Annotated in this window: 24 protein-coding genes; 17 read left to right on the forward strand and 7 right to left on the reverse strand. The window is 71.3% G+C overall.

Translation table 11 applies throughout. From position 1 onward, the window contains the following. Positions 1–82: 82 nt before the first annotated feature. Positions 83–1651 (forward strand): alpha/beta hydrolase, encoded by a 1569-nt coding sequence (locus AB0B96_RS25145; RefSeq protein WP_362902322.1) that lies wholly within the window; start codon positions 83–85, stop codon positions 1649–1651. A gap of 169 nt (positions 1652–1820) precedes the next feature. Here AB0B96_RS25145 and AB0B96_RS25150 read toward each other — a convergent pair whose 3' ends face one another. Then, a complete protein-coding gene (locus AB0B96_RS25150; protein ID WP_362902324.1) occupies positions 1821–3680 on the reverse strand; it encodes a transporter substrate-binding domain-containing protein in 1860 nt (619 codons plus the stop codon). Between the two features lie 160 nt (positions 3681–3840). Here AB0B96_RS25150 and AB0B96_RS25155 point away from each other — a divergent pair, with 160 nt between their 5' ends. The 9 genes from AB0B96_RS25155 to AB0B96_RS25195 all read left to right on the forward strand — a co-directional run bounded on the left by AB0B96_RS25155 (position 3841) and on the right by AB0B96_RS25195 (position 12451). Continuing rightward, a complete protein-coding gene (locus AB0B96_RS25155; protein WP_350945983.1) occupies positions 3841–4269 on the forward strand; it encodes a hypothetical protein in 429 nt (142 codons plus the stop codon). A gap of 55 nt (positions 4270–4324) precedes the next feature. Continuing rightward, positions 4325–5485, forward strand: coding sequence for a glutathionylspermidine synthase family protein (locus AB0B96_RS25160; protein WP_362902326.1), 1161 nt, complete (start codon positions 4325–4327; stop codon positions 5483–5485). A 22-nt stretch (positions 5486–5507) separates the two neighbouring features. Continuing rightward, positions 5508–5990 (forward strand): DUF350 domain-containing protein, encoded by a 483-nt coding sequence (locus AB0B96_RS25165; RefSeq protein ID WP_362902328.1) that lies wholly within the window; start codon positions 5508–5510, stop codon positions 5988–5990. A 302-nt stretch (positions 5991–6292) separates the two neighbouring features. Continuing rightward, on the forward strand, positions 6293–7402 hold the full coding sequence (locus AB0B96_RS25170) for a helix-turn-helix domain-containing protein (RefSeq protein ID WP_350946112.1): 1110 nt from the start codon (positions 6293–6295) through the stop codon (positions 7400–7402). Between the two features lie 117 nt (positions 7403–7519). Continuing rightward, positions 7520–8431, forward strand: coding sequence for an ACP S-malonyltransferase (locus tag AB0B96_RS25175; RefSeq protein ID WP_362902330.1), 912 nt, complete (start codon positions 7520–7522; stop codon positions 8429–8431). A 7-nt stretch (positions 8432–8438) separates the two neighbouring features. Beyond that, complete coding sequence (locus tag AB0B96_RS25180; RefSeq protein ID WP_362902332.1) at positions 8439–9395, forward strand: beta-ketoacyl-ACP synthase III; 957 nt, start codon at positions 8439–8441, stop codon at positions 9393–9395. 65 nt (positions 9396–9460) lie between these two features. Continuing rightward, entirely contained in the window at positions 9461–9700 is a 240-nt protein-coding gene (locus AB0B96_RS25185) for an acyl carrier protein (protein ID WP_350945978.1), read from the forward strand. Between the two features lie 57 nt (positions 9701–9757). Further along, entirely contained in the window at positions 9758–10990 is a 1233-nt protein-coding gene (gene fabF / locus AB0B96_RS25190) for a beta-ketoacyl-ACP synthase II (RefSeq protein WP_362902334.1), read from the forward strand. Between the two features lie 12 nt (positions 10991–11002). Next, positions 11003–12451, forward strand: a complete 1449-nt coding sequence (locus tag AB0B96_RS25195) for a carboxyl transferase domain-containing protein (protein WP_362902336.1) — start codon at positions 11003–11005, stop codon at positions 12449–12451. A gap of 163 nt (positions 12452–12614) precedes the next feature. Here AB0B96_RS25195 and AB0B96_RS25200 read toward each other — a convergent pair whose 3' ends face one another. After that, positions 12615–13109, reverse strand: a complete 495-nt coding sequence (locus AB0B96_RS25200) for a DUF3145 domain-containing protein (RefSeq protein ID WP_344918407.1) — start codon at positions 13107–13109, stop codon at positions 12615–12617. A gap of 206 nt (positions 13110–13315) precedes the next feature. Here AB0B96_RS25200 and AB0B96_RS25205 point away from each other — a divergent pair, with 206 nt between their 5' ends. The 5 genes from AB0B96_RS25205 (at position 13316) to AB0B96_RS25225 (ending at position 18519) form a co-directional block, all read left to right on the forward strand. Next, positions 13316–14383 carry a S8/S53 family peptidase gene (locus AB0B96_RS25205; RefSeq protein WP_362902338.1) on the forward strand — a complete coding sequence of 356 codons (1068 nt, stop codon included), beginning with the start codon at positions 13316–13318 and terminating at the stop codon, positions 14381–14383. A 43-nt stretch (positions 14384–14426) separates the two neighbouring features. Next, complete coding sequence (locus tag AB0B96_RS25210; RefSeq protein WP_362902340.1) at positions 14427–15011, forward strand: sigma-70 family RNA polymerase sigma factor; 585 nt, start codon at positions 14427–14429, stop codon at positions 15009–15011. Next, entirely contained in the window at positions 15008–15472 is a 465-nt protein-coding gene (locus AB0B96_RS25215) for a hypothetical protein (protein WP_362902342.1), read from the forward strand. The genes AB0B96_RS25210 and AB0B96_RS25215 overlap by 4 nt, the downstream gene beginning before the upstream one ends. After that, positions 15473–18043 (forward strand): CHAT domain-containing protein, encoded by a 2571-nt coding sequence (locus AB0B96_RS25220; RefSeq protein ID WP_362902344.1) that lies wholly within the window; start codon positions 15473–15475, stop codon positions 18041–18043. Between the two features lie 119 nt (positions 18044–18162). Next, positions 18163–18519 (forward strand): helix-turn-helix transcriptional regulator, encoded by a 357-nt coding sequence (locus AB0B96_RS25225; protein WP_362902346.1) that lies wholly within the window; start codon positions 18163–18165, stop codon positions 18517–18519. 14 nt (positions 18520–18533) lie between these two features. On the opposite strand, the gene AB0B96_RS25230 is transcribed toward AB0B96_RS25225, so the two are convergent. Both AB0B96_RS25230 and AB0B96_RS25235 read right to left on the reverse strand, forming a co-directional pair. Further along, positions 18534–19136, reverse strand: a complete 603-nt coding sequence (locus tag AB0B96_RS25230; RefSeq protein WP_362902348.1) for an ATP-dependent Clp protease proteolytic subunit — start codon at positions 19134–19136, stop codon at positions 18534–18536. After that, positions 19133–19798 carry an ATP-dependent Clp protease proteolytic subunit gene (locus AB0B96_RS25235; RefSeq protein WP_350945969.1) on the reverse strand — a complete coding sequence of 222 codons (666 nt, stop codon included), beginning with the start codon at positions 19796–19798 and terminating at the stop codon, positions 19133–19135. Before AB0B96_RS25235 ends, AB0B96_RS25230 begins: the two co-directional genes overlap by 4 nt. Before the next feature lie 208 nt (positions 19799–20006). Here AB0B96_RS25235 and AB0B96_RS25240 point away from each other — a divergent pair, with 208 nt between their 5' ends. Then, a complete protein-coding gene (locus AB0B96_RS25240) occupies positions 20007–20624 on the forward strand; it encodes a hypothetical protein (RefSeq protein WP_362902351.1) in 618 nt (205 codons plus the stop codon). Between the two features lie 232 nt (positions 20625–20856). Here AB0B96_RS25240 and AB0B96_RS25245 read toward each other — a convergent pair whose 3' ends face one another. The 3 genes from AB0B96_RS25245 to AB0B96_RS25255 are packed head-to-tail and all read right to left on the reverse strand — an operon-like array spanning position 20857 to position 23444. Next, the gene (locus AB0B96_RS25245; protein ID WP_362902353.1) at positions 20857–21693 is read right to left on the reverse strand and encodes a sulfurtransferase; all 837 of its coding nucleotides are present in this window, start codon (positions 21691–21693) and stop codon (positions 20857–20859) included. A 48-nt stretch (positions 21694–21741) separates the two neighbouring features. Continuing rightward, positions 21742–22857 carry a nucleotide pyrophosphatase/phosphodiesterase family protein gene (locus tag AB0B96_RS25250; protein ID WP_362902355.1) on the reverse strand — a complete coding sequence of 372 codons (1116 nt, stop codon included), beginning with the start codon at positions 22855–22857 and terminating at the stop codon, positions 21742–21744. Next, positions 22854–23444, reverse strand: a complete 591-nt coding sequence (locus tag AB0B96_RS25255; RefSeq protein WP_350945965.1) for a DUF5998 family protein — start codon at positions 23442–23444, stop codon at positions 22854–22856. The genes AB0B96_RS25250 and AB0B96_RS25255 overlap by 4 nt, the downstream gene beginning before the upstream one ends. A gap of 513 nt (positions 23445–23957) precedes the next feature. On the opposite strand from AB0B96_RS25255, the gene AB0B96_RS25260 reads away from it, so the two are divergent. After that, complete coding sequence (locus AB0B96_RS25260; protein WP_362902357.1) at positions 23958–24476, forward strand: hypothetical protein; 519 nt, start codon at positions 23958–23960, stop codon at positions 24474–24476. The last annotated feature ends 76 nt before the right edge of the window (positions 24477–24552 follow it).

The following is a 24552-nucleotide window of genomic DNA, read 5'->3' on the forward strand; positions in this document are numbered from 1 at the left end:
CGGGTTCTCCTTTTCCATGGAGGGCCCGCCCGGTTAGTGTTGAACGCTCCCCCCGGCGAACGATTCCAGGGGAGAGCGTTTCATGGCAACAATCCTTAGGGCGGCCGCGACGGTCACGGCCCTGTCAACCGTGCTCTCCGCCTGCGGTGGCGGACCCGGCGGGGACGGTTCCCTCCCGGGCGGGCTCGTCGGAGGCGAGGTCGTCTCGGGCACGTCCGACCCGACCGCCACCTCCGCCCCCGCGGAGGCGATCACCTGGGGTCCGTGCACCGGGCTCAGGCGGCCTGGCGGTGAGACCCCCCAGCCCAACTCCGCGCAGCAGTGCGGGAAACTCAGGGTCCCGCTCGACTACGCCAACCCGGACGGCGACTCCATCGAGATGGCCGTCATCCGCGTCAGGGCCACCGACCCCGGCAGGCGGATCGGCTCGCTGGTCTTCAACTTCGGCGGCCCCGGCGCCTCGGGTGTCGAGACCATGGCCCAGGCCGCCAAGGCGTTCACCACCCTGAACAGCCGCTTCGACCTGGTCAGCTTCGACCCGCGAGGCGTCGGCGAAAGCTCAGGTGTCCGGTGCGGCGACAGCGCGGTGATGGACAGGTTCACCTCGATGGACACCCTGCCCGCCAACGAGGAGGAGCGCGCCAGGAGCCGGGAGATCACCAAGGAGTTCGTGACGGCCTGTCAGCAGACCTCGGGCAGGCTGCTGCCCTACATCGGCACGGTGAACGCCGCCGCGGACATGGACCGTCTCCGCGCGGCCCTGGGCGAGAAGCAACTGGACTACTTCGGCATCTCGTACGGGACGCAGCTCGGCGCGGTCTACGCGACGAAATTCCCGCAGAACGTGGGACGGTTCGTGCTGGACGCCCCGCTGGATCCGAGCGTCTCCATGGCGACGCGCACGATGGTCCAGACGAAGGGGTTCCAGCACGCCTATGACGCCTTCCTGAAGGACTGTGTGAAGCAGCCCCGCGAGTGTGAGATCGGCAGCGACGCGACCATCGCGAACAAGAACGTGACGAAGCTCATGGACGAGCTGAACGACAAACCGCTCAAGGTCGGCAAGCGTCTCCTGACCCAGGGGCTGGCGGGCGTCGGCATCGCCGCCGCGCTGTACTCGAAGCTGACCTGGCCGCTGCTGGACCAGGCGCTGGGCCAGGCGATGAAGGGTGACGGTCGGATCCTGCTGGCCCTGGCCGACAGCTACAACGGCCGTCAGCCCGACGGGAGCTACACGACGCTCATGAGCAGCTTCCCCGCGATCAGCTGCGTGGACACCGCAGAACGCCCCACCCCCGAGCAGCTGAACGCGCTGGAGGACGAGACGATGAAGGTCTCCCCGCTGTTCGGCGGCGCGGGGATGGGCCTGATCTGCTCGATGTGGCCGGTTCCCGGCAACGACGAGGCGAGGCGGATCAACGCCACGGGCTCGGCGCCGATCCTGGTCATCGGCGGCACCGGCGACCCCGCCACGCCGTACGAGTGGGCTCCGAAGCTGACGGGGGAGCTTCGGACGGGGGTGCTGGTGACCTACAGGGGCGAGGGGCACGGCGCCTACCTGTCCGGTGACACCTGCGTCAAGAAGCTGACCGACGCCTACCTCATCGACGGGAAGGTCCCTGCCAGGGGGACCGTCTGCGACGGTTCGTGACGCGGCGGGCCCGCGGGCGGGCCGCGCGGTCACGCCTTCCCGCGCGTCGCCCGCCCTCGCGGAGACATCGCCCGCCCTCGCGGGAGACAGGGCGGCGGTGAGGAGCGCGGTCGGAGGCGAACGGGCTCGGCGGGGCTCGGGGAGAGGACTGCGGTCGAAGGCGGACGGTTCAGCAGGTCTCCGGACGGGGCCGGGCGGTCTCGAAGCGGAAACCGACCCGGCCCAGGTGCTTTTCGAGCAGGCGCTTCATCGTCCCGTCCTCGTACATCGACGCGATCACTTCGTTGATCTTCCGGCAGGCCACCGGGTCTCCGCGTCTGAGCGCGACGCCGTACCTCTCCGAGGTGAGCCTGATCCCGGCGATCTCGACCTTGACGTCGCGCAGGCGGGCACCGAAGCCGGCGATCAGCAGGTCGTCCCCGACCATGGCGTCGGCTCGGCCGTCGGCCACCTGGGACGCGCACTGCGCGGGGTCATCCGCCCGTACCGCGACGAAGTCGACGCCCCTGTCGCGGATCATCGTGCCCGTGGTCTGACCAGGTGACAGGCAGATCCTCCTGCCGCGCAGGTCCTTGAGACCGTCGATCCTCGCGCCGGTACGCACCAGCGCGTCGCGGTGGGCGAGATAGTACGGGCCCGCGAAGGCGACGCGGCGGCGATCGGCGTTGTCGATCGAGAAGTTGGCGATCACGAGGTCGGCCCTGCCCTTCTCCACCGCCTCCTCACGACCGTCGTACCCCACCACCGACACGAACCTGAGCCCGTCGTCGGGCACCTTCAGCTCTTTCGCGATGTGGGCGGCCAGGTCGGCCTCGAATCCCCGGGGCGGCCTGCCCAGCGAGATGCCCGGCAGGCCCTCCCTGAACCCCACGCGGAGCCTGCCGGTCTCCCTGATCCGGTCGAGCAGGGGCGAGCCGGTGGAGACCCGCGGGGTCGCCGTCGCAGGGCCGACCGCCGGTGGGCGGGAGGGTTCGGCCTGGCCGGGCGGCGTGCTCCCGAACGGGAGGCCCAGCAGGGCACCCGCCACGCCGAGGACGGCGACCCCGACGGCGATCGCGCCGAGGACCACCGGGCGGCGCCGCGTGGGCGCGGCGGGCTCTTCGGGCCGGGTCAGGTCCCCGGTGGCGGCCTGCGCGCCCTCGGCCAGCTCCTCCTCCGAGGCCTCCGGGGTCTCCGCCTCGTCCACCGGGTGGCCGAGCAGGCGCTTCAGCAGCACGTCCGAGGTGGGCCTGAGCCGCTGATCCTTGTTCAGGCAGGCCGCGACGACGTCGCGTAGCCCGTCGGGCAGGCCGTTCAGGTCGGCCTCGTGGTTGATCACCCGGTTGAGCGTCGCCACGATCGTGTCGCTCCCGAAGGGAGCCTTCCCGGTGGCGGTGAAGACGATGGTCGAGCCCCAGGCGAACACGTCGGCGGGAAAACCCACCCGCTCACCGGCGATCTGCTCGGGGGCCATGTAGGCGGGGGTGCCGACCGCGCGGGTGGTGATCGTCCCGCTCTCATCGATGATCTTCGCGATGCCGAAGTCGACGACCCTGGGGCCGTCGGTGGCGAGCATGACGTTGTCGGGCTTGAAGTCGCGGTGCGCGATGCCCGCGTGGTGGATCGCGGTCAGCGCGGTGGCGGTGCCGATCGCGAGGCGTTCGAGAGCCTCCCCGGTCAGCGGTCCCTCGCGTTCGACCACCTGGCGCAGCGAGGGCCCCTCGATCAGCTCGCTCGCGATGTAGGGCGTCTCACCGTCGAGGTCGGCGGCGAGCACCCGGGCGGTGCAGAAGGCGGCCACCCGGCCGGCCGCCGCCAGCTCGCGGGCGAAACGGGAGCGCGCGTGGGCCTCCTCGGTGAAGCGCACGTGCAACAGCTTGACGGCCACCCGCTCACCGTCCTCGGACTCGCCGAGATAGACGACCCCCTGCCCGCCCTCCCCCAGTCTGCCCTTGAGCTCGTACCTGCCCAGTCGCGGCGGATCCCCCGGCCGCAACGGTCTGATCTCCGGCACCGCGCACCCCTCGTCCACCGCGCTTTGCCAGAACATTACACACCCGGACGGGCGATGATCGGCTGTCTCGTCAGGGCCGGTGCGGCTCACCTCGCCCCCCGCGCGGGGGGCGGCGATTCCCCCGAAAGAACCAGAGATCGGTTGAACAGACAAAAGCACATCGATACCCTGTGGCGACGCATCTCATTGGAGCTCGATGGCCGCGCGACCACAACACCCACGGGCCACACCACCAGGTCCCCATGGCAAGACGCCTTCCAAGCCCTCGGGCTTCAAGGCCTCCAGAGCGATCGCCATCACCGGAATCGGTGTCGTCTCGATGCTTCTCGTCTCCTCCTGCTCCACGTCGGACTACGAGGAGGTGGGCGCCGAGTGCGTCGACCTCAACAACCGCCAGCCGGACGGCAGCTACGCGATCGTGGACGAGGACCTCTGCGACGACGACAGGCGCTACCACGGATCGCGGGGCGCCTACGGCTGGTACTACGGAGGCGTCAGGTCCGGCTCCCACATCCGGCAGGGCACCACCGTGCGTCCCTCGGACGTCCAGATCACCAGCCGCAAGGGCACGGTGATCCAGCGGGGTGGTTTCGGTGGCCGAAGCGGATCGGGTGGCGGGAGCTGATCCGGCGCCGATGAGCAAGCCGACGAACCACAGGTGAGCGACAGGTGAGCAGGAGATGAGACGCGAGACCTCCCTCCCTCGCGACGACTGGGAGAGCGTCATCGAGGGCCACGGCCTGGCCTACCACCGCTCGGCCCATCCCGAGGGCCTTGACCGTCCGTACTGGGACGAGACCGTCCAGTACGTCTTCTCCATGGACGAGGTCCTCGACCTGGAGAACCAGGTCGAGGACCTGCACCGGATGTGCCTGAACGCCGTGGAGCACGTCATCGCCAAGGGCCGCTACGCCGAGTTCGCGATCCCGCCGTGGGTGGCCCCCGAGATCGCCGCCTCCTGGGAGCGTAACGACCCGCACCTGTTCGGCCGTTTCGACCTGCGCTACGACGGGACCGGCCCCGCCAAGCTGCTGGAGTACAACGCCGACACCCCCACCAGCCTCCTGGAGAGTTCGGTGGTGCAGTGGTTCTGGCTGCGCGACCGCTACCCGGACGACGACCAGTGGAACTCCATCCACGAGCGGCTGATCGCCAGGTGGCAGCAGATCTCGACCGGCCTGCCCACCGGGCCCACGCACTTCGCCTGGACCAACATGGACACCTCGGGCGAGGAGGTGATGACCCTCGCCTATCTGCAGGAGACCGCCGACCAGGCCGGGCTCAAGACCGTCGCGGTCGCGATGGAGGACATCGGCTGGGACGACCTCAACCTCCGCTTCGTCGACATGGAGCGCAGGGTGATCCGCTCGCTCTGCAAGCTGTACCCGTGGGAGTGGGCGGTCGCCGACCCGTTCGGGACGCGGGCGGTGCGCCAGCAGGTCTCGACGACCTGGATCGAACCGCTGTGGAAGATGCTGCTGTCCAACAAGGCGCTGCTCGCGGTGCTCTGGGAGCTGTACCCGGGACACCCGAACCTGCTGCCCGCCTACCTCGACGGCCCCCGCGACATGTCCTCCTACATCGTCAAGCCGCTGCTCGGCCGCGAGGGCGCCAACATGCGGATCGTCACCCCCGGCGAGCACGTCGAGACCCTCGGCGGCTACGGCGCCGAGGGCTACGTCTACCAGGAGTTCCAGGCGCTGCCCGTCTTCGAGGGCTGGCGTCCCGTCCTCGGCGCCTGGGTCGTCCACGACGAGGCGGCGGGTGCCGGCATCCGCGAGACCTCGGGGTTCATCACCGACGACACGTCGTCATTCGTCCCGCACCGCATCGAACTCTGAGTCCCGGAAAGAGAAACCACACATGAGTCCCACCCCCGTGCCACCCGTCCCCGTCGTGCCCGGTGCCGAGGCGCTCTCGCTCGCCGAGGTCCTCGGGCGCGGCGCGCTCGCGATCGTCTCGTACGCCGCGCTCGGCGTGATCCTGCTCATCGTCGGTTTCTACGTGATCGACATGGTCACCCCCGGCAGGCTCGGCAAGCTCATCAAGGAGGGGCGCAATCCCAACGCCACCCTGCTCGCCGGCTCAGGGCTGGCGGCCGTCGGGCTGATCGTGGCGGCCTCCATCTGGTCCTCGGGCGGCGCCCTGCAGGAGGGCCTGCTCGCGACGCTGGTCTTCGGCCTGGTCGGCATCGCCGTGCAGACCGTGGCGATGGTCGCGTTCGACAAGGTGGCGGGCATCTCGGTGCGCGAGCTGGTCACCGAGCCGGAGCTTCAGCCGGGCGCCCGGCTGCTCGCGGTCACCCACCTCGCCATCGGCCTGATCACCGCCGTCGCGGTCGTCTGAGCCCTCGTCCGACCCGCCCACCCTCCGTACGTTCACATCCCGGTGGGCGTACGGGACACGGGCGCGCGGAACGGGATCGTGGCGTACGCTCGCGCCCTGGTCGTGCGGGACGTACAAGATCGGGGAGCGTACGCTGTCCGGAGCCGCGGCTGGCGCATCTCCCGCGACCTGGCACTCTTAGTGGCGTGAGGGAGCGGAACGAGCGAACGTTCAGGCACAGCGACGTCGTGACCGGGGAGGACGGGAGGGATCCCGACTCCGACCGGATCCGGGAGGACACCACGCGCCGGCTGGAGCGGGCCATGGGCACGCTGGGCACGGCCGCCATGTCCCGCATGGACGACCGGCTGATGTGGTTTCGCGCCCTGTCGGCGGAGGACAGGTCCTGGGTCGGGCTGGTCGCCCAGGCCGGGATCGCCGCGTTCGTGGAGTGGTTCCAGCACGCCGGTGAGGGCCGCCCGACGCCCAGCATCGAGTTCTTCGGCACCGCGCCCAGGGAGCTGAAGCGGTCCATCTCGCTGCAGCAGACCGTCGACATCGTGCGGGTCGTGGTCGAGGTGGTCGAGGCGCAGACCGGAGAGCTGGCGGCGCCCGGCGGGGAGCACCAGCTCCAGCAGGCGATGCTCCGCTACACCCGCGACGTCGCCTTCGCCGCCGCGCAGGTGTACGCGCGTGAGGCCGAGGCTCGCGGGGCCTGGGACGCACGGCTGGAGGCGCTGATCGTGGACGCCTTGGTCAGGGGCGAGGTCGACGACGGCCTGCACTCGTGGGCCGCCGCGCTCGGCTGGACCTCCGCCCCCGTCGTGGTGCTGGCCGGGCAGACCCCCGACGACGACCCGCAGGCGGTCATCGACGCGCTGCGCGACCGGGGCCGCAGGTCGGGCCTGGACATGCTGGCCGGGGTGCAGGGCGACCGGTTGATCGTGATCGTGGGTGGGGCGGACAGCGTCGCCGCGGCGGCCAGGCACGTGGTGCCGCGTTTCGGCGCCGGTCCGATCGTGATCGGGCCCGAGGTCGCCGACCTGCACTCGGCCGCGAGTTCGGCGCGGGCGGCGATGGCCGGGCTGCGAGCCGCCGCGGGATGGCCGGACGCGCCCAGGCCGGTTCACGCCGAGGACCTGCTGGCCGAACGGGCCATCGACGGCGACGGCGACGCCAGGGCACAGCTGATCGAGAACGTCTATCTGCCGTTGATCGGCACACCGCTCCTCGACACCCTCGCGACCTACCTGGAACAGGGCACGTCCCTGGAAGCGACGGCCCGCCTGCTTTTCGTCCATCCGAACACGGTGCGCTACCGTCTGCGTAAGATCACGGAACTGACCGGCTATCAGCCGACCGAGGGGCGATCCGCCTTCACCCTCCAGGTGGGACTGATTCTCGGGCGCCTGTCGGAGACGCCGGTAACCTAGAATCCTTTACTTAATCTCCGCGAAACTCCCGCTGTAGGTTCCCTACAAAGAAGTGGGGACAAAGTTCGTCTGGATCTCCATCCATGTATTGAACTTCTACAGGGCAGGCTGGATTTTGTGCTCGTCATCGTCGCTCCGGGCCAGGGTGCCCAGACTCCAGGCTTTCTCGGTCCATGGCTCGAACTACCGGGCGTGGCCGATCGGCTGACCGCTTGGTCGGAGCTGGCCGGCCTCGATTTGATCGCCTACGGGACCACCGCGGACGCGGACGAGATCCGTGACACGGCCGTCGCGCAACCACTCCTCGTAGCCGCCGGGCTCGCCGTCGCCGAGGTGCTGGGGGCCTCCCCCGACATCGTCGCCGGGCACAGCGTGGGCGAGTTCACCGCCGCCGCGCTGGCCGGGGTGATCACCCCCGAGCAGGCCGTCGGCCTCGTCCGCGAGCGCGGCCAGGCCATGGCGAAGGCCGCGACGATCACCGAGACCGGCATGTCCGCCGTCCTCGGCGGCGTCGAGGAGGAGGTCCTCGCCGCCATCGCCGACAAGGGACTCACCCCCGCCAACATCAACGGCGCCGGGCAGATCGTGGTCGGCGGCACGCTGGAGCAGCTGGCGGCCTTCAAGGCCGAGCCGCCCGCGCGGGCGAGGGTGAGGGAACTCTCGGTCGCCGGCGCGTTCCACACCGTCCACATGGCCTCCGCGGTCGGCCGTCTGCGCGAGGCCGCCGCGGACGTCACACCGGCCGATCCCGCCGTCACGCTGCTGTCCAACAGCGACGGGTCGGCGGTCACGAGCGGCGCCGAGTTCATGGAGCGCCTGGTCACCCAGGTCGCCAACCCGGTGCGCTGGGACGCCTGCATGGCCACGATGACAGAGCTCGGCGTCACCACGATGATCGAGCTCGTCCCCGGCGGCACGCTCACCGGCCTGGCCAAGCGTGCTCTGCACGGGGTGACGACCGTCGCCCTGAAGACCCCCGACGACCTGGAGGCCGCGCGAGCCGCCCTTGAGTCGAACAAGGAGCGGTGACCGAGGAATGAAGACCTCACAGGGCGCGCCCGGCGCGAAGATCCTCGCCTTCGGCCACTACCAGCCTTCCAACGTGGTGACCAACGACGACCTGTCGGCGACCATGGAGACCAACGACGCCTGGATCCAGAGCCGCGTCGGCATCAAGGAGCGCCGGATCGCCCCGGACAACGAGTCCGAGATCGACCTGGCCGTGCAGGCGGGCGGCAAGGCCCTCGCCGCGAGCGGCCTGGCGGCCTCCGACATCGACCTGGTGATCATCGCCACCTGCACGCTGGAGACGCAGATCCCCAACGCCGCCGGCCGGGTGGCCACCCGGCTGGGCATCGACGCCCCCGGCGCCTTTGACGTCAACACCGCCTGCTCGGGCTTCTGTTACGCGCTCGCGGTCGCCAACGACGCGATCCGCGCGGGATCGGCGACCCACGTGCTCGTCGTCGGCACCGAGAAGCTCTCCCAGTGGATCGACTGGACCGACCGGGCCACCGCGGTGATCTTCGCCGACGGCGCGGGCGCCGCGGTCGTCGGCCCCTCCGACACCCCGGGCATCGGCCCCGTGGTGTGGGGCAGCGCCGGCGACAAGTTCGACGCGATCATCATCAAGGACCGCGACTCCTTCCTGCACCAGGAGGGCCAGACCGTGTTCCGCTGGGCGACCACCGCGCTTCACCCCGTCGCCAAGGAGATCTGCGAGCGTTCCGGGGTGGATCCGGCCGACCTCGCGGCCTTCGTACCCCATCAGGCCAACCTCCGCATCATCGAGGCGATCGCCCGCAAGCTCGGCGCGGACAACGCCGTCATCGCCAAGGACATCGTCCTGGCGGGCAACACCTCCGCCGCCTCGATCCCGCTCGCCCTGTCCCGGATGATCGAGCGCGGCGAGGTCCAGGCGGGCGGGCTCGCCCTGCTGCTCGGCTTCGGCGCGGGCCTGACCTACGCGGGCCAGATCATCGAGATCCCCTAGAGCTTCCGCGCGGCCCCGCCGCACGGGAAACCAGAAGAACCACGATTCCAAGGAGAACACGCGACATGGCTCTGACCGAGCAGGAGATCCTCGCCGGCATCGGCAAGATCATCAACGAGATCACCGGGATCCCGGCCACCGAGGTCACCCCGGAGAAGAGCTTCGTCGACGACCTCGACATCGACTCGCTGTCCATGGTCGAGATCGCCGTCGCCGCTCAGGACGAGTTCGGCGTCGAGATCCCGGACGACCAGCTCAAGCACCTCAAGACCGTCAAGGACGTCATCAACTTCATCCAGAACTGAGACGTTCCCGCTTATCCCCCAGCCCAGATTGACCAGCGATTCACAAGGAGCGCAGCAGTGAGTACAGACCAGGTACGTGTCGTCGTCACCGGGCTCGGCGCGACCACGCCCCTCGGTGGAGACGTCGCCTCGACCTGGTCGGCGCTCCTCGCCGGTCAGTCGGGCGTGAGCGGTATCACCGCCGACTGGGTGGACTCCGTCCCGGTGAAGTTCGCCGCCTTCTCCGCCGTCGACCCGACCGAGGTTCTGCCCCGGCCGGAGTCGAGGCGGCTGGACCGTGCCGAGCAGTTCGCACTCGTCGCGGCCCGCGAGGCGTGGGCGCACGCCGCGATCGACAAGGTCGACCCCGAGCGGCTCGGCGTCGTCGTGGGCAGCGGCATCGGGGGCATCACCACGATCCTCGCCGCCTACGACACCTTCAAGGAGAGGGGCTGGACGCGGCTCTCGCCGTTCACCGTTCCCATGCTGATGCCGAACGGCTCGGCGGGCTGGATCGGCATCGAGGTCGGCGCGCGCGCCGGCGTCCACGCCACGGTGAGTGCCTGCGCCACCGGCGCCGAGTCGATCGGGTACGCCATCGAGATGATCCGCTCCGGCCGGGCCGACGTGGTCGTGGCCGGCGGCACCGAGGCGGCCATCCACCCGCTGAACATCGGGTCCTTCGCGGCCATGCGCGCCATGTCCACCCGCAACGACGAGCCGCAGCGCGCCTCCAGGCCGTGGGACAAGGGCCGTGACGGCTTCGTCCTCGGCGAGGGCGCCGGCATTCTCGTCCTGGAGTCCGAGGAGCACGCTCTCGCCCGCGGCGCCACGATCTACGCCGTGGCCGCCGGGGTCGGCTACTCGGCCGACGCCCACCACATCGCGCAGCCGGAGCCGACCGGCGCCGGGGTCATGCTGGCCATGCGCCGCGTCCTGGAGGACGCCGGTCTCACCGGCGCCGACATCAAGCACGTGAACGCGCACGCCACCTCCACCCCCGCGGGTGACGTGGTGGAGACGATGGCCATCAAGGAGGTCATCGGCGGTCACCCGCTGGTCAGCGGCACCAAGTCGATGACCGGTCACCTGCTCGGCGGCGCCGGCGGTATCGAGTCCGTTTTCACCGTCCTCGCGCTGCACGAGCGGCGCGCGCCCGGAACCATCAACGTGGACGACCTCGACGACGGCATCGAGGTCGACATCGTGCGCGGAGAGCCGCGCGCCCTGCCGGACGGTCAGATCGCCGCGATCAACAACTCCTTCGGGTTCGGCGGGCACGACGTCGCCGTGGCCTTCACCAGCGTCTGACAGGGGCTCGTGATGACTGTGCTCGACAAAGGGCTGGTGAGCGAGGACAGCAAGGACGGCGAGAGCAGCGAGGACACGACACTGGAGCCTCTCGATCCCCGTGACCCTCAGGTGCGTCTCTCCGCTCTGCTCGACGAGGGCTCGATCCGGCTGATCTCACCGGTCGACCGCAGCGGCGTGCTCGCCGCGACGGGCCGCGTGGAGGGTGTGCCGGTCGTCGTGTTCGTCAGTGACGCCCGCGTCCAGGGCGGCGCGATGGGCAGCGAGGGGTGCGAGCACATCGTGCACGCCTACGACGTCGCGGTCCGCGAGCGGGTTCCCGTCATCGGCGTCTGGCATTCCGGCGGCGCCCGCCTGGCCGAGGGCGTGGAGTCGCTGCACGCGGTCGGCCGCGTCTTCGCCGCGATGACCCGCGCCTCCGGCGTGGTCCCGCAGCTGTCCGTGGTCGTCGGTCCCGCGGCGGGCGGCGCCGCGTACGGCCCGGCGCTGACCGACATCGTGATCCTGGCCGACGAGGGCCGCATCTTCGTCACCGGTCCCGACGTGGTCCGCAGCGTCACCGGCGAGCAGATCGACATGGCCGCCCTGGGCGGCCCCGAGCCGCACAGCAAGCGCAGCGGTGTCGTCCACGTGGTCACCAAGACCGAGACCGACGCCTACCTGCGGGCCCGCCGCCTGGCGGTGCTGCTCGGCCACCAGGGCCGGGTGCGCACCGGGGTCGAGGAGATCGACTTCTCCGGCCTGCTGCCCGACAACGTGCGCCGCGCCTACGACGTGAAGCCGCTCGTCACGGGCCTGCTGGATGAGCCCGGCGTGGAGCTGCACGCCAAGTGGGCACCCAACATCGTCACCACCCTGGGCCGCCTCGGGGGCCGGACCGTGGGCGTGGTGGCCAACAACCCGATGCGTCTGGGCGGCTGCCTCGACTCCGCCTCCGCGGAGAAGGCGGCCCGGTTCGTCCGGATGTGTGATGCCTTCGGGGTGCCGCTGATCGTCCTGGTGGACGTTCCGGGCTATCTGCCCGGCGTCGGGCAGGAGCACGACGGCGTGGTCCGCCGTGGCGCCAAGCTCCTGCACGCCTTCGCCGAGGCATCCGTGCCGCGGATCACCCTGGTGACCAGGAAGGCCTACGGCGGCGCCTACATCGCGATGAACTCCCGCTCGCTGGGCGCGACCAAGGTGTTCGGCTGGCCGACGACCCAGATCGCGGTCATGGGCGCGATCGCCGCGGTCCGCGTCCTCAAACGCCGCGAGCTCGCCGCCGCCCCCGAGGAGGAGCGCGCCGCCCTGGAGGCCAGGCTCGCCGAGGAGCACGAGATCCTCGCGGGCGGCCTGGACCGGGCCATCGAGCTCGGCGTGATCGACGAGGTGATCAAGCCCGAGGAGACCAGGGGCGCCATCGCCAGGGTCCTGGCCCAGGCGACCCCCGCCAGGGGCGCCCACGGCAACATCCCCCTCTGACGGTCGTTCGACGAGCCCCCGCCGGTCCCGCCGGTGGGGGCTCGCCCGTCTTCCCTGCGCCCTTCCCCGCGCAGGGAGGAGGCGCAGGGCACGTTCCAAACCCGTGTCCGGGACGGTCGTCCGCCGCGCGAGAGTGAACGTGCCCCCGTGGGGGCGTGCCCGCTCAGACGGCGGCGTGCAGCCAGCGGACCGGAGCGCCCTCACCCGCGTAGCGGAACGACTCGAGCTCGGCGTCCCACTGCTTGCCCAGCAGGCGATCGAGCTCCTCCTCCAGCACCACGCGGCCCTGACGGGCCATCAGCATGGCGGAGCGCAGCCGGTCCTCCGGGATCAGGATGTCGCCGTTGGCCCCGACCACGGCCGTGAAGGCGCCGAGGGAGGGGGTGTAGGCGTGCCGGGTCCCGTCGGCACCCGGTGAGGCGTCCTCGGTGATCTCGAAGCGGATCCGCTGCCAGCCCATCAGCGACGAGGTGATGGCCGCCGCGGTACCGACACGGGCCTCCCACTCGGCCTGCGCGCGCACGTGACCGGGCGCGGCGGGCTGCGGAGTCCAGGTCAGGTCTACGGGCACGCCAAGGACACCTGCGACCGCCCATTCAATATGAGGGCACAGCGCAGGCTGAGCTGAGTGGACGTAAAGCACGCCACGAGCAGACACCGGACCTCCCGTTTCGTACGAGGTGCGCCTTCCCCAACGGCCTCATACCAGGATGATCACAAGTGACTGAAGGAGAGACTACCGTCGGTCGTGACGTCGCACCAGAGGGGGGTCATACCGAGATGTTGTGCCGTGGGCACTTGGCCAGGGCATCCTCGGGAATGAAGAAAACCCCATCACCTGGTGATCGCCCCCCGGAGGACCAGATGAATACCGGCATAGAACGGGTCGAACCCATCCCCGGTTCGCCCGCCCTGATCAGAAAAGGTCAACTGCTGACCGACGCCGCGGGCCTCGCGGCCACCGCCCGCTGGGCCGACGCCGTCACCGAGATCGGGGGAATCCACCGGGTGCGCCTGTCTCCGGGCGTGGACGTCTGCGACCTGGTGGCGTCGGTACGGGCGCGGGGCGTGCGCGCCTCTCCCAACCACATCCTGACGGGCCAGCCGCTCTACTTCGGGGGCCCCGCCTCCCGCCCCTTCCCCAGCGCCGCCCTCCCGGCGCCCGACCCCGCCCCTACCGGGCGCGCGGCGGGCGCCGTGACGGTGGTGCTCGCCGACACCGGCCTGGCCGAGCACCCGTGGTGGCAGGGGAGCCCGTGGTTCCTGGAGCGGGGCCGGGAGGCCGACGAGGTGCCCGACTCCGACGGCGACGGCGAACTGGACCTCCAGGCGGGGCACGGCACGTTCATCGCCGGGCTGATCCTGCGGTCGGCCCCGTCGGCGCGGCTGCGGCCGATCCGGGTGCTGGACGGCCACGGCGTCGGGGACGAGGCCGGGCTGCTGCACCTTTTGGAGCGGCTGCGGGCCGACCCGCCGCAGGTGCTCAACCTGTCCTTCGGCGGGCACACCTTCGACGACCGCCCCTCCCCGCTCGTGGAGGCCGCCCTGGAAGCACTCACCGGTACGGTCACGGTGGCCTGCGCGGGCAACACCGCCTCCGACCGCCCTTTCTGGCCCGCCGCGTCACCCGGGGTGATCGCCGTCGGGGCACTGGATCCGGACGGCGGGGTGAGGGCCCCGTTCTCGGCGTACGGAGCGTGGGTGGACGCGTGTGCCCGCGGTGAGTGGCTGTCCAGCACCTTCCTCGAACACGGGGCGTTCAACGGCTACGCGCGCTGGAGCGGGACCTCCTTCGCCACCGCCCTGGTGAGCGGGGCGATCGCCGCCGCGTGCGCGGACCGGTCCGCGCAGGAGGCCGTGAAGCACGTCCTCGACCCGGCGAAGACCAGGCGGATCCCCGATTTGGGAGTCGCGGTGCCCACGCCCGGCTAAAGTCTCACCCAGAGCATTCGCTCGGACACGTAAAGTGTTCTCCGTGATTCCGGAGGTGCCGGTGAGCGACCAGCGCGCGATCGACGCCGTGCCGGTGGACGACCAGGCGGCCTGGGACGCGCTGGTCACCCGTTTCACGGGCCTGCTGTGGTCGGCCGTGCGCGCCTACGACCTCAGCCCGGCGGACGCCGCCGACGCGGTGCAGGGCACCTGGCTGCGGCTGCTGGAGAGCCTGCACACCATCCGCGACCCCGACAGGATCGGCTCCTGGCTGTTCACCACGGCCAAGCGTGAGGCGTCCCTCCTGAGCCGCCGGCGCCGGGGCGAGCGGCTGGTCGCCGACCTCTCCGACGGCGAACACGCGTGGTCCGCCCCGGCGGGCGCCACCCACGCCGATCCCGCGCTCGCCGTGCTGAGCGCCGACGAGGGCCGCCGTCTGTGGCAGGCCGTCGACGAGATGCACGAGCCGTGCCGGTCGCTGTTCCGGCTGATGGCGACGGCCCCCGACGCGGGTGTCCACCAGTTGGCCGGGCGTCTGGGCATGCCCAGCGGCAGCTACGGCCCCACCAGGGGCCGCTGCCTGAACCGACTCCGCACCATGCTCATCGCCCGGGAGGCGACATCGTGACGCGACATCCGGCGGCGATCGACGACGAGTCCCTGATAGCCGCGCTGCGCCTGGCGTCGGGAAGTGACCCGGTGCCCGCGCGGGTGACGGCCGCGGCCCACGCGGCCTTCGGCCTGCGGCTGCCCGGCGCCGTCCAGGCCCGTCCCGTGGTCACGCCCGTGCCGCGAGGCGTCCGGTCCACCGAGGAAACACGGCTGCTGAGGTTCACCGCGGCCGAACTCACGGTGGAGCTGGAGGTCACCTCCCTGGACGGCCTGGTCGACCTCGCGGGCCAGATCTCTCCCTGCCCCGAGGCGGGCACGCTGGTCGAGATCCGTACCCTGCACCTCACGGAGTCGCGTGTGCTGTCCCCGACGGGCCAGTTCGCCGTCACCGGTCTGCCGCCGGGCTGGTTCAGCGTGGTGTGCCACCGGCCCGAGTGCTCCCCCGTGGTCACCACCTGGACCCGGATCCGCCCGTAGGTGACCTTCCAGGAAGCGCTCACCGACGCCGAGCACGCGCTCGACCTCTCGGGCAGCGACCCGGCCCGCGCCCTCGCTCTCGCCCGCAGCGTGCTCACCTCGCTTGCCGCGTCCTGCCGGGCGGACACCCCGGCCGGCGACGCGGCGGAGGGCGGCGCGACGAGGAGCGGAGAGCCGGAGATCGGCGCGTCACAGGACGAGGGGCCGGAGGGCGGGCCCGCGAAGCGCCTCGCGGGGTGCGGGCACTGCGAGACGGAGGCGGTGGCGCACAGGGCGGCGGCGGTCGCGGCGCGCGAGCTGGGCGACCTGCCGTTCGCCGAGGAGCACCTGCGCCGGGCGGTGCGGATCGCGCTCTCGGCGGGGCTGCCGCACCGGGCGGCCCAGGCGCGGCTGTCACTGGTCCACGTCCGTACCGAGCTGGGTCATCCGGAGCAGGCGCTCGCCCTCGCCTCCGACGCCGAGCCCGGGCTCACCCCGGCGGAGGTGGGCAAGCTCGACGTGCACCGGGCCGTGGCCCTGGCGCGGCTCGGCCGCTACCGCGAGGCCGTCGACCACTGCGACCGGGCCGTGCGGGTCCTCGGCGGCGATGTCAGGTTCCTGGCCGGGGCGATGCTGAACCGCGGGCTCGCCCGGGTGTTCCTCGGAGAGCTGGGGGCGGCGGAGGCCGACCTGAGCCGGTGCGCGGAGCTGGCGAGGGGCGCGGGTCTGGAACACGTTCTCGCGCTCGCCGAGGGCAACCTGCCGTTCCTGGCCGCACGGCGCGGCGACCTGCCCGCCGCGTTCGGCGCCTACCGGCGCGCGGAGAGCGTCCTGGTCGGCTACCCGGAGCGGCTGGCGACGGTGCGCTGTGACCTGGCCGAGGCCCTGATCTCCGCCCATCTGCCCGGCGAGGCACGGGTCCTGCTGGAGGCGGCGGTTCCAGAGCTGGCCGCGGCGGGCGCCGGGACGGCGCTGGCCGAGGCCCTCCTGCTGCTCGCCAGGGTCGAGTTGCGCACCGGTGATCCGCATCGTGCGAGGGAGAGTGCGGACCTGGCCGCCCGCGAGCTGACCGCGCAGGGGCGGACGATCCTGGTGCCGGTCGCCGAGGAGATCCTCCTGCGGGCCCGGCTCGCGCTGGAGTCGCCCACGGCGGAACTGGCGGCGACGATGCTCTCGTGTGCCGACGCCCTCGACGCCGCCGGGCACCGAGACACCTCGGAGGCGCTCAGGCTCACCGTCGCCGAGGTCTCCCTCGGACTGGGCGACCGGCCCTCCGCCGAGCACCAGCTCGCCCTGCTCTCCCGCCCGGGCCGCGGGATGGTCGCCCTGCACGCGACGGCGCTGCTACGTGCCCTGGCGGGAGACCGGCGGGGAGCGTTCGCCGCGGTGCTGGCCGGTCTGGCGGAGGTGGGCGCCGAGACGAGGACGTTCGAGGATCCGGTGGTACGCGCGCACGCCGCCAGGGCGGGTGAGCCGCTGGCCCGCTTCGGGCTCGCCCTCGCCATGCGGACCGGGCGGGGCCACACGGTCCTGGCCTGGGCCGAACGGTGGCGGGCGGTCACCGGGGGCGCCGGCCGGCCGCTCGCGCCCCGACCGGCCGCGCTGCGGGCCGCGCTCGGGGAGTCGGTCCTGGTGGAGTTCGTCCGCCACGAGAGCGACCTGGCCGCCGTCGTGGTCACCCGGGACCGGATGACGCTGCGCCGTCTCGGCCCGTTCTCCGCCGTCGCCGAGGCCACCGTCCGCCTCCGGTACGGGCTGCGCAGGACACACCTGCTCGACGGGAGGGCCCCCGAGCCCGGCGCGGAGGCCACGGAGCTGGAGCGGCTCCTCTTCGGCCCGCTGCGTGATCGGCTGGCCGACCGGCCACTGGTGGTCGTGCCGACGGGGACGCTGCACACCCTGCCCTGGCCGCTGCTGCCGATGAACGCCGATCGGCCGGTGACCGTGGCGGCCAGCGCCGCCGCCTGGCTGGCAGGGCGGCGTGTGCCGTCCGTACGGGACGGGAGGGAGGAGGCGGTGCCGATGGCGGTGGCCGGACCGGGACTGCGGTACGCGGAGGCCGAGGCCCGCATGGTCGGCGAGTGCCATCGAGGCACGGAGCGGGTGGCGGCGCGGCGGGCGGAGGTGATGGCGGCGCTGGAGCGGGCCGACGTGGCCCACCTGGCAGCGCACGGGATGTTCTCCCCGCGCAGCCCGCTGCTGTCGAGCATCGACCTCGACGACGGCCCGCTGATGGCGTACGACCTGCTGCGGCTGCGCACCCCGCCCGCTCTGGTGGTGCTGTCGGCGTGTGACGCGGGAATGGCGCACGCCCCCGCGGACGGGGCGCCCCTGGGGCTCGCGGGTACGTTCCTGTCGCTGGGGACGCGGTGCGTGGTGGCGAGCCTGGTGCCGGTGCGCGACGAGGAGACGCTCGCGCTGATGACCGCCTTCCACGAGGCGCTCGCCGCCGGCGACCCGCCCGTGCGGGCGCTGGCCGTCGCGGGAGGGAAGACCGGTGTGGCGGGCTTCGTCTGCTTCGGCCGCGGGGATGAGCCGCCTTGGCCGGTCGGGAGGGATCGCCCGTCCGCGGCGACCGGCGAAGAGCTGTAGGTCTTCCCGTGGAGAGCGGCAGGCAGAGGACGGCAAAACCAGACGGGTCACGGTTTTCACCCGTTCCGCTCTGCGCGAAGCCGGCAGAACTCGAACGCGTCGTCTATTTATGGTGAGACATGGCCTCCTCTGTCCCGCCGCCGTCTCCGGCGATCGATCGGACCGATCCCAAGCCGTCTCCGGCTCGCGAACCGCTGTGGCGGCACGCGCTCGGCGAGCGTCTCAGAGATCTTCGTCACGAGCGGCGCGAGAAGTTGAGCGAGACGGCGCATCGCGCCGGCGTCTCACCGCAGTATCTCTCCGAGATGGAACGGGGCGTCAAGGAGCCGTCGAGCGAAATGATCGCCGCGGTCGCCGGCGCGCTGGACGTCACCCTGTTCGATCTGACCCTTGCCGTCGCCGAGAGCCTGCGGCCCGCTCAGAGCAGCACACCGAGAGGTGCCACCTGCTCGGCGGCGTACGCCCTGGCCGCCTGACGTGGCCTCCGGAATCACGCACGACCCGGTGAATGCTCCTCGATGATCTGATCGAGGAGCCCGTATTCCAGGGCCGCCGTCGCGGTGAACACCCGGTCATGATCGGTGTCGGCACGCAGGGTCTCGATGGTCTGGCCCGTGTGCCGCGACAGTATGCGCTCGATGTCCGCCCGCACACGTACGACCTCGTCGGCCTGCAGGATGAGATCGGGGATCGTTCCGCGCCCCTGAGCTGCCGGTTGATGCAAGATCACCCGTGCGTGCGGGAGGGCGGCACGTTTTCCTTCGGCGCCCGCAGCGAGAAGGACGGCGCCCACCGCGATGGCCTGCCCAATGCATGTCGTCTCGACCCGCGGGCGGATATAGCGCATGGTGTCGTATATCGCGAGCATCGCGCTCGGATCCCCGCCCTCACAGTTGATATAGAACTGTATGGGGGCGTCAGGGTTGTCCGACTCCAGGAAAATGAGCTGCGCGATGAGCGCGTTCGCGACACCCGCGTCGATCGCGGTTCCCAGATAGACGATTCGCTCGGTGAGCAGGTGCGAGTAGACATCCATGATCCGCTCGCCGCGAGAATCCCGGGCGATGACGTTGGGGATCGTGTACGTGGTCACCGGGCGGCTCCTTCGGTGACGCCGAATCCGAGCCGCGGGCGATCGTGCGGCGCGATTTCCTCGAAGCTCTGGACGATCGTGTCTATGAAGCCGTAGTCCAGCGCTTCTTGCGCCGTGTACCAGCGATCATGCAGTGAGTCCTCGAATACGCGCTCCACAGGCTGGCCCGTGTCCTCGGCGATGAGACCGAGCACCGTGTCGCGGGTGTGCCGCAGGTCGCCTGCCTGCAGCTCGATGTCGACCGCGGTGCCGCCGATCCCGGCCGAACCCTGGTGCATCAGGACACGTGAGTGCGGCAGGGCGCGGCGTTTCCCTCGGGCGCCCGAGGACAGCAGGAACTGCCCGGCGCTGTAGGCGATGCCCAGCACGAGGGTCGACACGTCACAGGGGATGAGCCGGATGACGTCACGGATCGCGAGCATCGACGGAACCGAACCGCCCGGGGAGTGGATCCACAGTGCGATATCGGTCGACGCGTCCTGCGTGGCGAGTGCTATCAACTGCGTGGCGAGCAACGTGCCGTTGTCGTCGTCGAGAGGCCCATCGAGAACGAGAACACGCCGCTCGTAAAGCTGGCCTCTCACCCGCGCGTCGAACAGCGGGGGTTTCGATTGTTCACTCATGCGCCCATCATGTGGCGCCGCCAGGATCGGCGTCGACACGATCTGCCCGGAGCAGATCCGCTCTGAGCAGCGCGGACCCGCTTCCCCGACCGGCCGAGAGCACCACCACAGGAACAAGATCTTCAGCAGCCCTCCAAACGTTGTGCGGTGTCGTGATCGATCAGGACACGCGGCCTCGACCCCGGCCATGATGGTGAGGCCCGACCGGTATGCCGGACTCTCACGGGCTCTGGTGAAAGGACACCACGTGGCGCCTTCCTGTAACCGGGTCACCCCCATGGGGGACATCGTGGCGATCTCGCTGCGCGGCGCCTGGACGGGTAACCGCGGCATCGTCCATTCGGGCGAGCGCATCGTCCGCTTCCACGCGGGTGACCTGTGGATCACCTGTGCGCTCAGCTTCAAAGGGCGGCGGCAGGAGCAGTGGCGCCCCGATCACTACACCTTTCTGTATTTCCATGACGAGGCCGTCTCGTTGGCGGCCGGGCATCGCCCGTGCGCGGAATGCCGCAGGGACAGCTACAACGCCTACCGCTTCGCCTGGGCCGAGGGTGCGGGGGTCGACGTGCCGTCCGGCCGGGCGATGAATCGGCGGTTGCACGACGAGCGGCTCGTCCGGGGCACGCGCCAGAGGCGTGTCCACGAGGTGCCCTGGGCCTACCTGCCCGACGGCACCTTCGTCCGGTTCGGCACCACCCCCGCCGTTGTCGTCGGCCCCCGGTTGGTCGAATGGACGTTCGAGGGCTACCGGACCCGCCACCCACGGCCCGTACGGGGACCGGCCGACGTCATCACCCCGCCCTCGACCGTCGCCGCGTTGAACGCCGGATACCCGGTGCAGATCGACGACTCCGCACGTGAGTGACATCGCCCTCGTCTCACTGCGCCTGGGTGGAGACAACCGGCGTGGACCACCTGTTCGCGACGAGGGCGAACACGACCGAGATGTCTAAAACCGACGATCATCGTTGACACCTGGGTCTTCGATCAGGAACCGGATCTCGCTCAGCGTGACCACGTCACGATCTTTATGCCAGAGCCTCAAGGTGCCCGCAGTGGTCACCCGGTGATGACAGGCCCCGCAAGGCCGGTGACGGTCAGCCGGTGGCGACCGGCCGGGAGGGGTCGGTCACCCAGTCCGACCACGACCCGACGTAGAGCGCGGCCGGGACGCCGGCCACCTCCAGGGCCAGCACCTCGTGCGCCGCCGTCACGCCGGACCCGCAGTAGGCGCCGACCGCGACCCCGGGGACCGCGCCCAGGGTGTTGAAGCGTTCGCGCAGGAATTCCGGCAGGTGGAAGCGGCCGGAGGCGTCGACGTTCTCACCGGTGGGGGCGCTGACCGCGCCCGGGATGTGCCCGGCGACCGGGTCGATCGGCTCGACCTCGCCCCGGTAGCGCTCGGCGGCACGGGCGTCGAGCAGCACCCCGTCGGCGGCGAGTGCGCCGGCCTCCGTGGCGTCGAGCAGCGGCATCCCGCCCGGCCGCGCCTCGAAGTCGCCGGTTTCGGGACCGCTCTCCTCGGTGGAGACCGGCAGGCCCTCGGAGATCCAGGCGCGCAGGCCGCCGTCGAGGACCCGCACGTCGGGGTGGCCGAAGTAGCGCAGGAGCCACCAGGCGCGGGCGGCGGCCGCGGTGGAGTCGGCTCCGTCGTAGACGACGACGGTCCGGGAGCCGGACACGCCGAGCCGGCGCATCGCCTCCTGGAAGGCCTCGGCGGAGGGCAGCGGATGACGGCCTCCACGACCCTCCTGCCCGGGATGGGCCGTCAGGTCGGTCTCCAGGTCGCAGAAGACGGCGCCGGGGATGTGCCCCTCGCGGTAGGAGTCGATCCCGGCCGGCCCGGTGGGCGAGACGGCGAGCTTCCAGCGCACGTCGAGGACGCTCACCTCGGCCAGGTCCGCCAGCTCGGCGGTGGTGATCAACGGATTCATCGAAAATGCCTCCAGCGTGCGGACCCCGAATTCAGCCGCGGGGCGGATTCAGCGGGTGCTCGTCTCCAGAAGGGGAACGTACTGCTCGGCGGGGGTCAGCGAGCCGTGACAGCCGAGGAATTTCGCCTCGTGCGGCTCCGCGACCGAGGCGACGATGGCGCAGTCGGTGTAGGGAACAGCGAGGACGTCACCGATCCTGGGCAGCCATTCGCGGCGGACGTCGGGCCCGAACCAGCCGGACTCGACCGCCTCCTGCCGGGAGGCCACCCATGCCTTTCCCGCGAGGACCTCGCGCCAGGTGTCGAGGACCGCCGCCGAGGCGCCGGGGTCGGTGTAGAGATGACGGGCCCTGCTCTCCCCGCCGAGCATGGCGACGCCCTCGCGCAGCGCGGGAAGGGTGTCGACGTCGACGCGATCGGCGACGTTGATCATGCCGTGGTCGGCGGTGACGTACATCGCCGAGCCCGGTGGGAGCGTTTCCGCCAGCCGCTCGGCCATCCGGTCGACCCGGGCGAGCTGGTCGAGCCAGGCCGGGGAGCCCCAGCCGGCGACGTGGCCGGTGGAGTCGAGATCGCCGTAGTAGACCGAGACGTGGGCCCGGGGCTCGGCCAGCGCGTGGCGGACCCCGGCGATCCGGTCGTCGACCTCGTCGGCCCCGACGAAGCGTACGCCCCGATAGATGGCCCTGTTGAAACCGGTGGTCTCGAACCTGGCAGGCCCGACATAGCTGACCCGGACGCCGGCCGCCGCCGCGCGCTCGTAGACGGTGGGGGTCGGCTGCCATGCGCCGGGCTCGACCAGAGGGCCGGGGGCGGTCCAGCGCAGGCAGTTGAGCAGGTAACCGGCGCCGGGGACGGCGAGCTGGTAGCCGAGCATGCCGTGCCCGCCCGGCGGCAGGCCGGTGCCGAGGGTGCTCAGGCTGGTCACGGTGGTGGCGGGGAAGCCCGCGGTGAGCACCCCGCCGGACATGGACGACAGGAACGGCGCGACGCCGGGATGGGCGCGGAGCAGCTCGGCGCCCATCCCGTCGACGAGGAACAGCAGGACCCGCTCGGCGGGGGCGAGGTCCAGCGGGTTGTCGCCGCCCACCCCGACCGCGGCGAGCAGCGAGGCGGACAGGTCCGCGAGCGAGGCCGTCCCGTACGCGGGGACCAGGGGGTTCACGAGGCGGTGCGAGCGGTGGCCTCCGACAGTGCCTTGGCGAAGGCCAGCACGTGGGAGACGGCCTCCGGCCCGTCCGCCGCCTCGCTCACCCGCAGGGAGAGATCGTCGGCCGTGATGGCGCCGGTGTATCCGTGGTCGGACTCGCAGTTCTCGTCGCCGCAGGTGGCCGGCTCCAGATCGACGTGGGAGATGGCTCCCCAGCCGATGGTGAGCGTGACCTCCGTGGGCGGCACCCCCGGCACGTAGGAGGCGGGGTCGGGGACGACCCGGGTGACCGCGACCGACTGGATTCGGCTGAGGCGCACGGCCTCGGTGGTCGTGGAGGCGTGGGAGGCCGAGACCCCCTCCACCGCGGGATGCTCGTCGGTGTGGCAGACGAGCAGCCGGGTGGGCGAGAGCACCAGCACGGTGACGTGCCTGCGCACCTCCATGGCCGGGTCGAAGGTGGCCTCGTGGTGCACGACGTAGGCGCCCACCTGCTCCTTGCCGAGCGCGGACTCGACCGCGTCGGCGACCAGGTCGGGATAGTAGCCACTGCGGTCGATGGCGTCGCGCAGGCCGGCGGACGAGAGTCGGGTTTCCCTCATGGGTCCATCCTGCCCTGTCCGGGGCGGCGCTTTCACCGGGAGTACGTGAGCTTCGGCCCGCGGTGCAAATCGTGATGCGATTCGCCCTCACCTTTTTCCGGCCGTGAAAGCGTCATCGGGGGGTGATCCCGGAGCCGCCGGGTCTCCGTTGCCGGCCGCGACTTTCCCCTCCGCCCGGTTTGACGCGACCCTTTCCGGGTTACCGGGAGCGGTAGCGGGCGGGGGTGCGCGGCGTCCTGAGCAGCAACAATGGGCGATTCTGCACATTTCCCACTTTGTTCATATATCTGGAATTTTTTCATCACTCCGGAATGGGAAACGGTGAATCCCTACCGGAACAGGGGGCGAGAGAACATGGCCGGAGAAGGTCAGGACTCAGCAGGACGGTCCGTCCCGGCGCCGCCCGACCCGCCGAGCCGGACCCGGCCGTGCCGGCCGACCTCGCGGGGTCTGACCCGACCGGCATGGCGTAGCGGCCTCTCGCGCCTCGTCGCGGCCGTCCCGGTGACCGTCGTGACGGCCGTCATGACGACCGCGGCGGCGACCACCGTCGGCCCGTCCCTCTCCGGGGCGGACTTCCCCGGCGACCTGATCCTCACCACGGTCCACGACGGCCCGTTCGAGGCGGGTGACAGCGGCACCTTCTCCATCGACGTCACCGCGAGACCCGACTCCGCCGGGATCACCCGGCCGACCAGGGTCACCTACTACTTCCCCACGGGCCTGACCCCGGTGCGCGCCTCGGGTGCGGGCTGGAGATGCCGGATCACGGCGGGAATCGTCGACTGCGACACGCGCGACCTGGTGGCACCCGGATTCCAGCTCCCCCGGATCACGGTCGGCGTGGCCGTGTCGCGGAACGCCTCGGGAACGCTCACCGCGTCCGGCAGAGCCGCCCATGCCGCCAATGCCGCCCAGGACGGCATGGACATGGTCGATCCCGGCACGGGCAACCTCATGGAGACCGGTCCCGCGCCCGCCACCGTCGCCAGCACGGTCCAGATCATCCCCGCGACCCGGCGGACGGGTTAGCCCCGCGTTCCGTACGTGCCCCGGCCCTCGCGCCGGATCGGATGTGACCGCCGAGCGGCGACGAAGCGGCAGGTGC

The organism is Streptosporangium sp. NPDC049046, assembly GCF_040649155.1.
Classification (GTDB): Bacteria; Actinomycetota; Actinomycetes; order Streptosporangiales; family Streptosporangiaceae; genus Streptosporangium.

Excerpts from the sequence above, each read along its gene's own strand:
- AB0B96_RS25245 (WP_362902353.1), bottom strand. The coding sequence starts at position 21,693 with ATGAATCCGTTGATCACCACCGCCGAGCTGGCGGACCTGGCCGAGGTG.
- AB0B96_RS25255 (WP_350945965.1), bottom strand. The coding sequence starts at position 23,444 with ATGAGGGAAACCCGACTCTCGTCCGCCGGCCTGCGCGACGCCATCGAC.
- AB0B96_RS25185 (WP_350945978.1), top strand. The coding sequence starts at position 9,461 with ATGGCTCTGACCGAGCAGGAGATCCTCGCCGGCATCGGCAAGATCATC.
- AB0B96_RS25170 (WP_350946112.1), top strand. The coding sequence starts at position 6,293 with ATGGGCACGCTGGGCACGGCCGCCATGTCCCGCATGGACGACCGGCTG.
- AB0B96_RS25205 (WP_362902338.1), top strand. The coding sequence starts at position 13,316 with ATGAATACCGGCATAGAACGGGTCGAACCCATCCCCGGTTCGCCCGCC.
- AB0B96_RS25225 (WP_362902346.1), top strand. The coding sequence starts at position 18,163 with ATGGCCTCCTCTGTCCCGCCGCCGTCTCCGGCGATCGATCGGACCGAT.
- AB0B96_RS25145 (WP_362902322.1), top strand. The coding sequence starts at position 83 with ATGGCAACAATCCTTAGGGCGGCCGCGACGGTCACGGCCCTGTCAACC.
- AB0B96_RS25150 (WP_362902324.1), bottom strand. The coding sequence starts at position 3,680 with ATGTTCTGGCAAAGCGCGGTGGACGAGGGGTGCGCGGTGCCGGAGATC.
- AB0B96_RS25180 (WP_362902332.1), top strand. The coding sequence starts at position 8,439 with ATGAAGACCTCACAGGGCGCGCCCGGCGCGAAGATCCTCGCCTTCGGC.
- AB0B96_RS25160 (WP_362902326.1), top strand. The coding sequence starts at position 4,325 with ATGAGACGCGAGACCTCCCTCCCTCGCGACGACTGGGAGAGCGTCATC.
- AB0B96_RS25195 (WP_362902336.1), top strand. The coding sequence starts at position 11,003 with ATGACTGTGCTCGACAAAGGGCTGGTGAGCGAGGACAGCAAGGACGGC.
- AB0B96_RS25155 (WP_350945983.1), top strand. The coding sequence starts at position 3,841 with ATGGCCGCGCGACCACAACACCCACGGGCCACACCACCAGGTCCCCAT.
- AB0B96_RS25165 (WP_362902328.1), top strand. The coding sequence starts at position 5,508 with ATGAGTCCCACCCCCGTGCCACCCGTCCCCGTCGTGCCCGGTGCCGAG.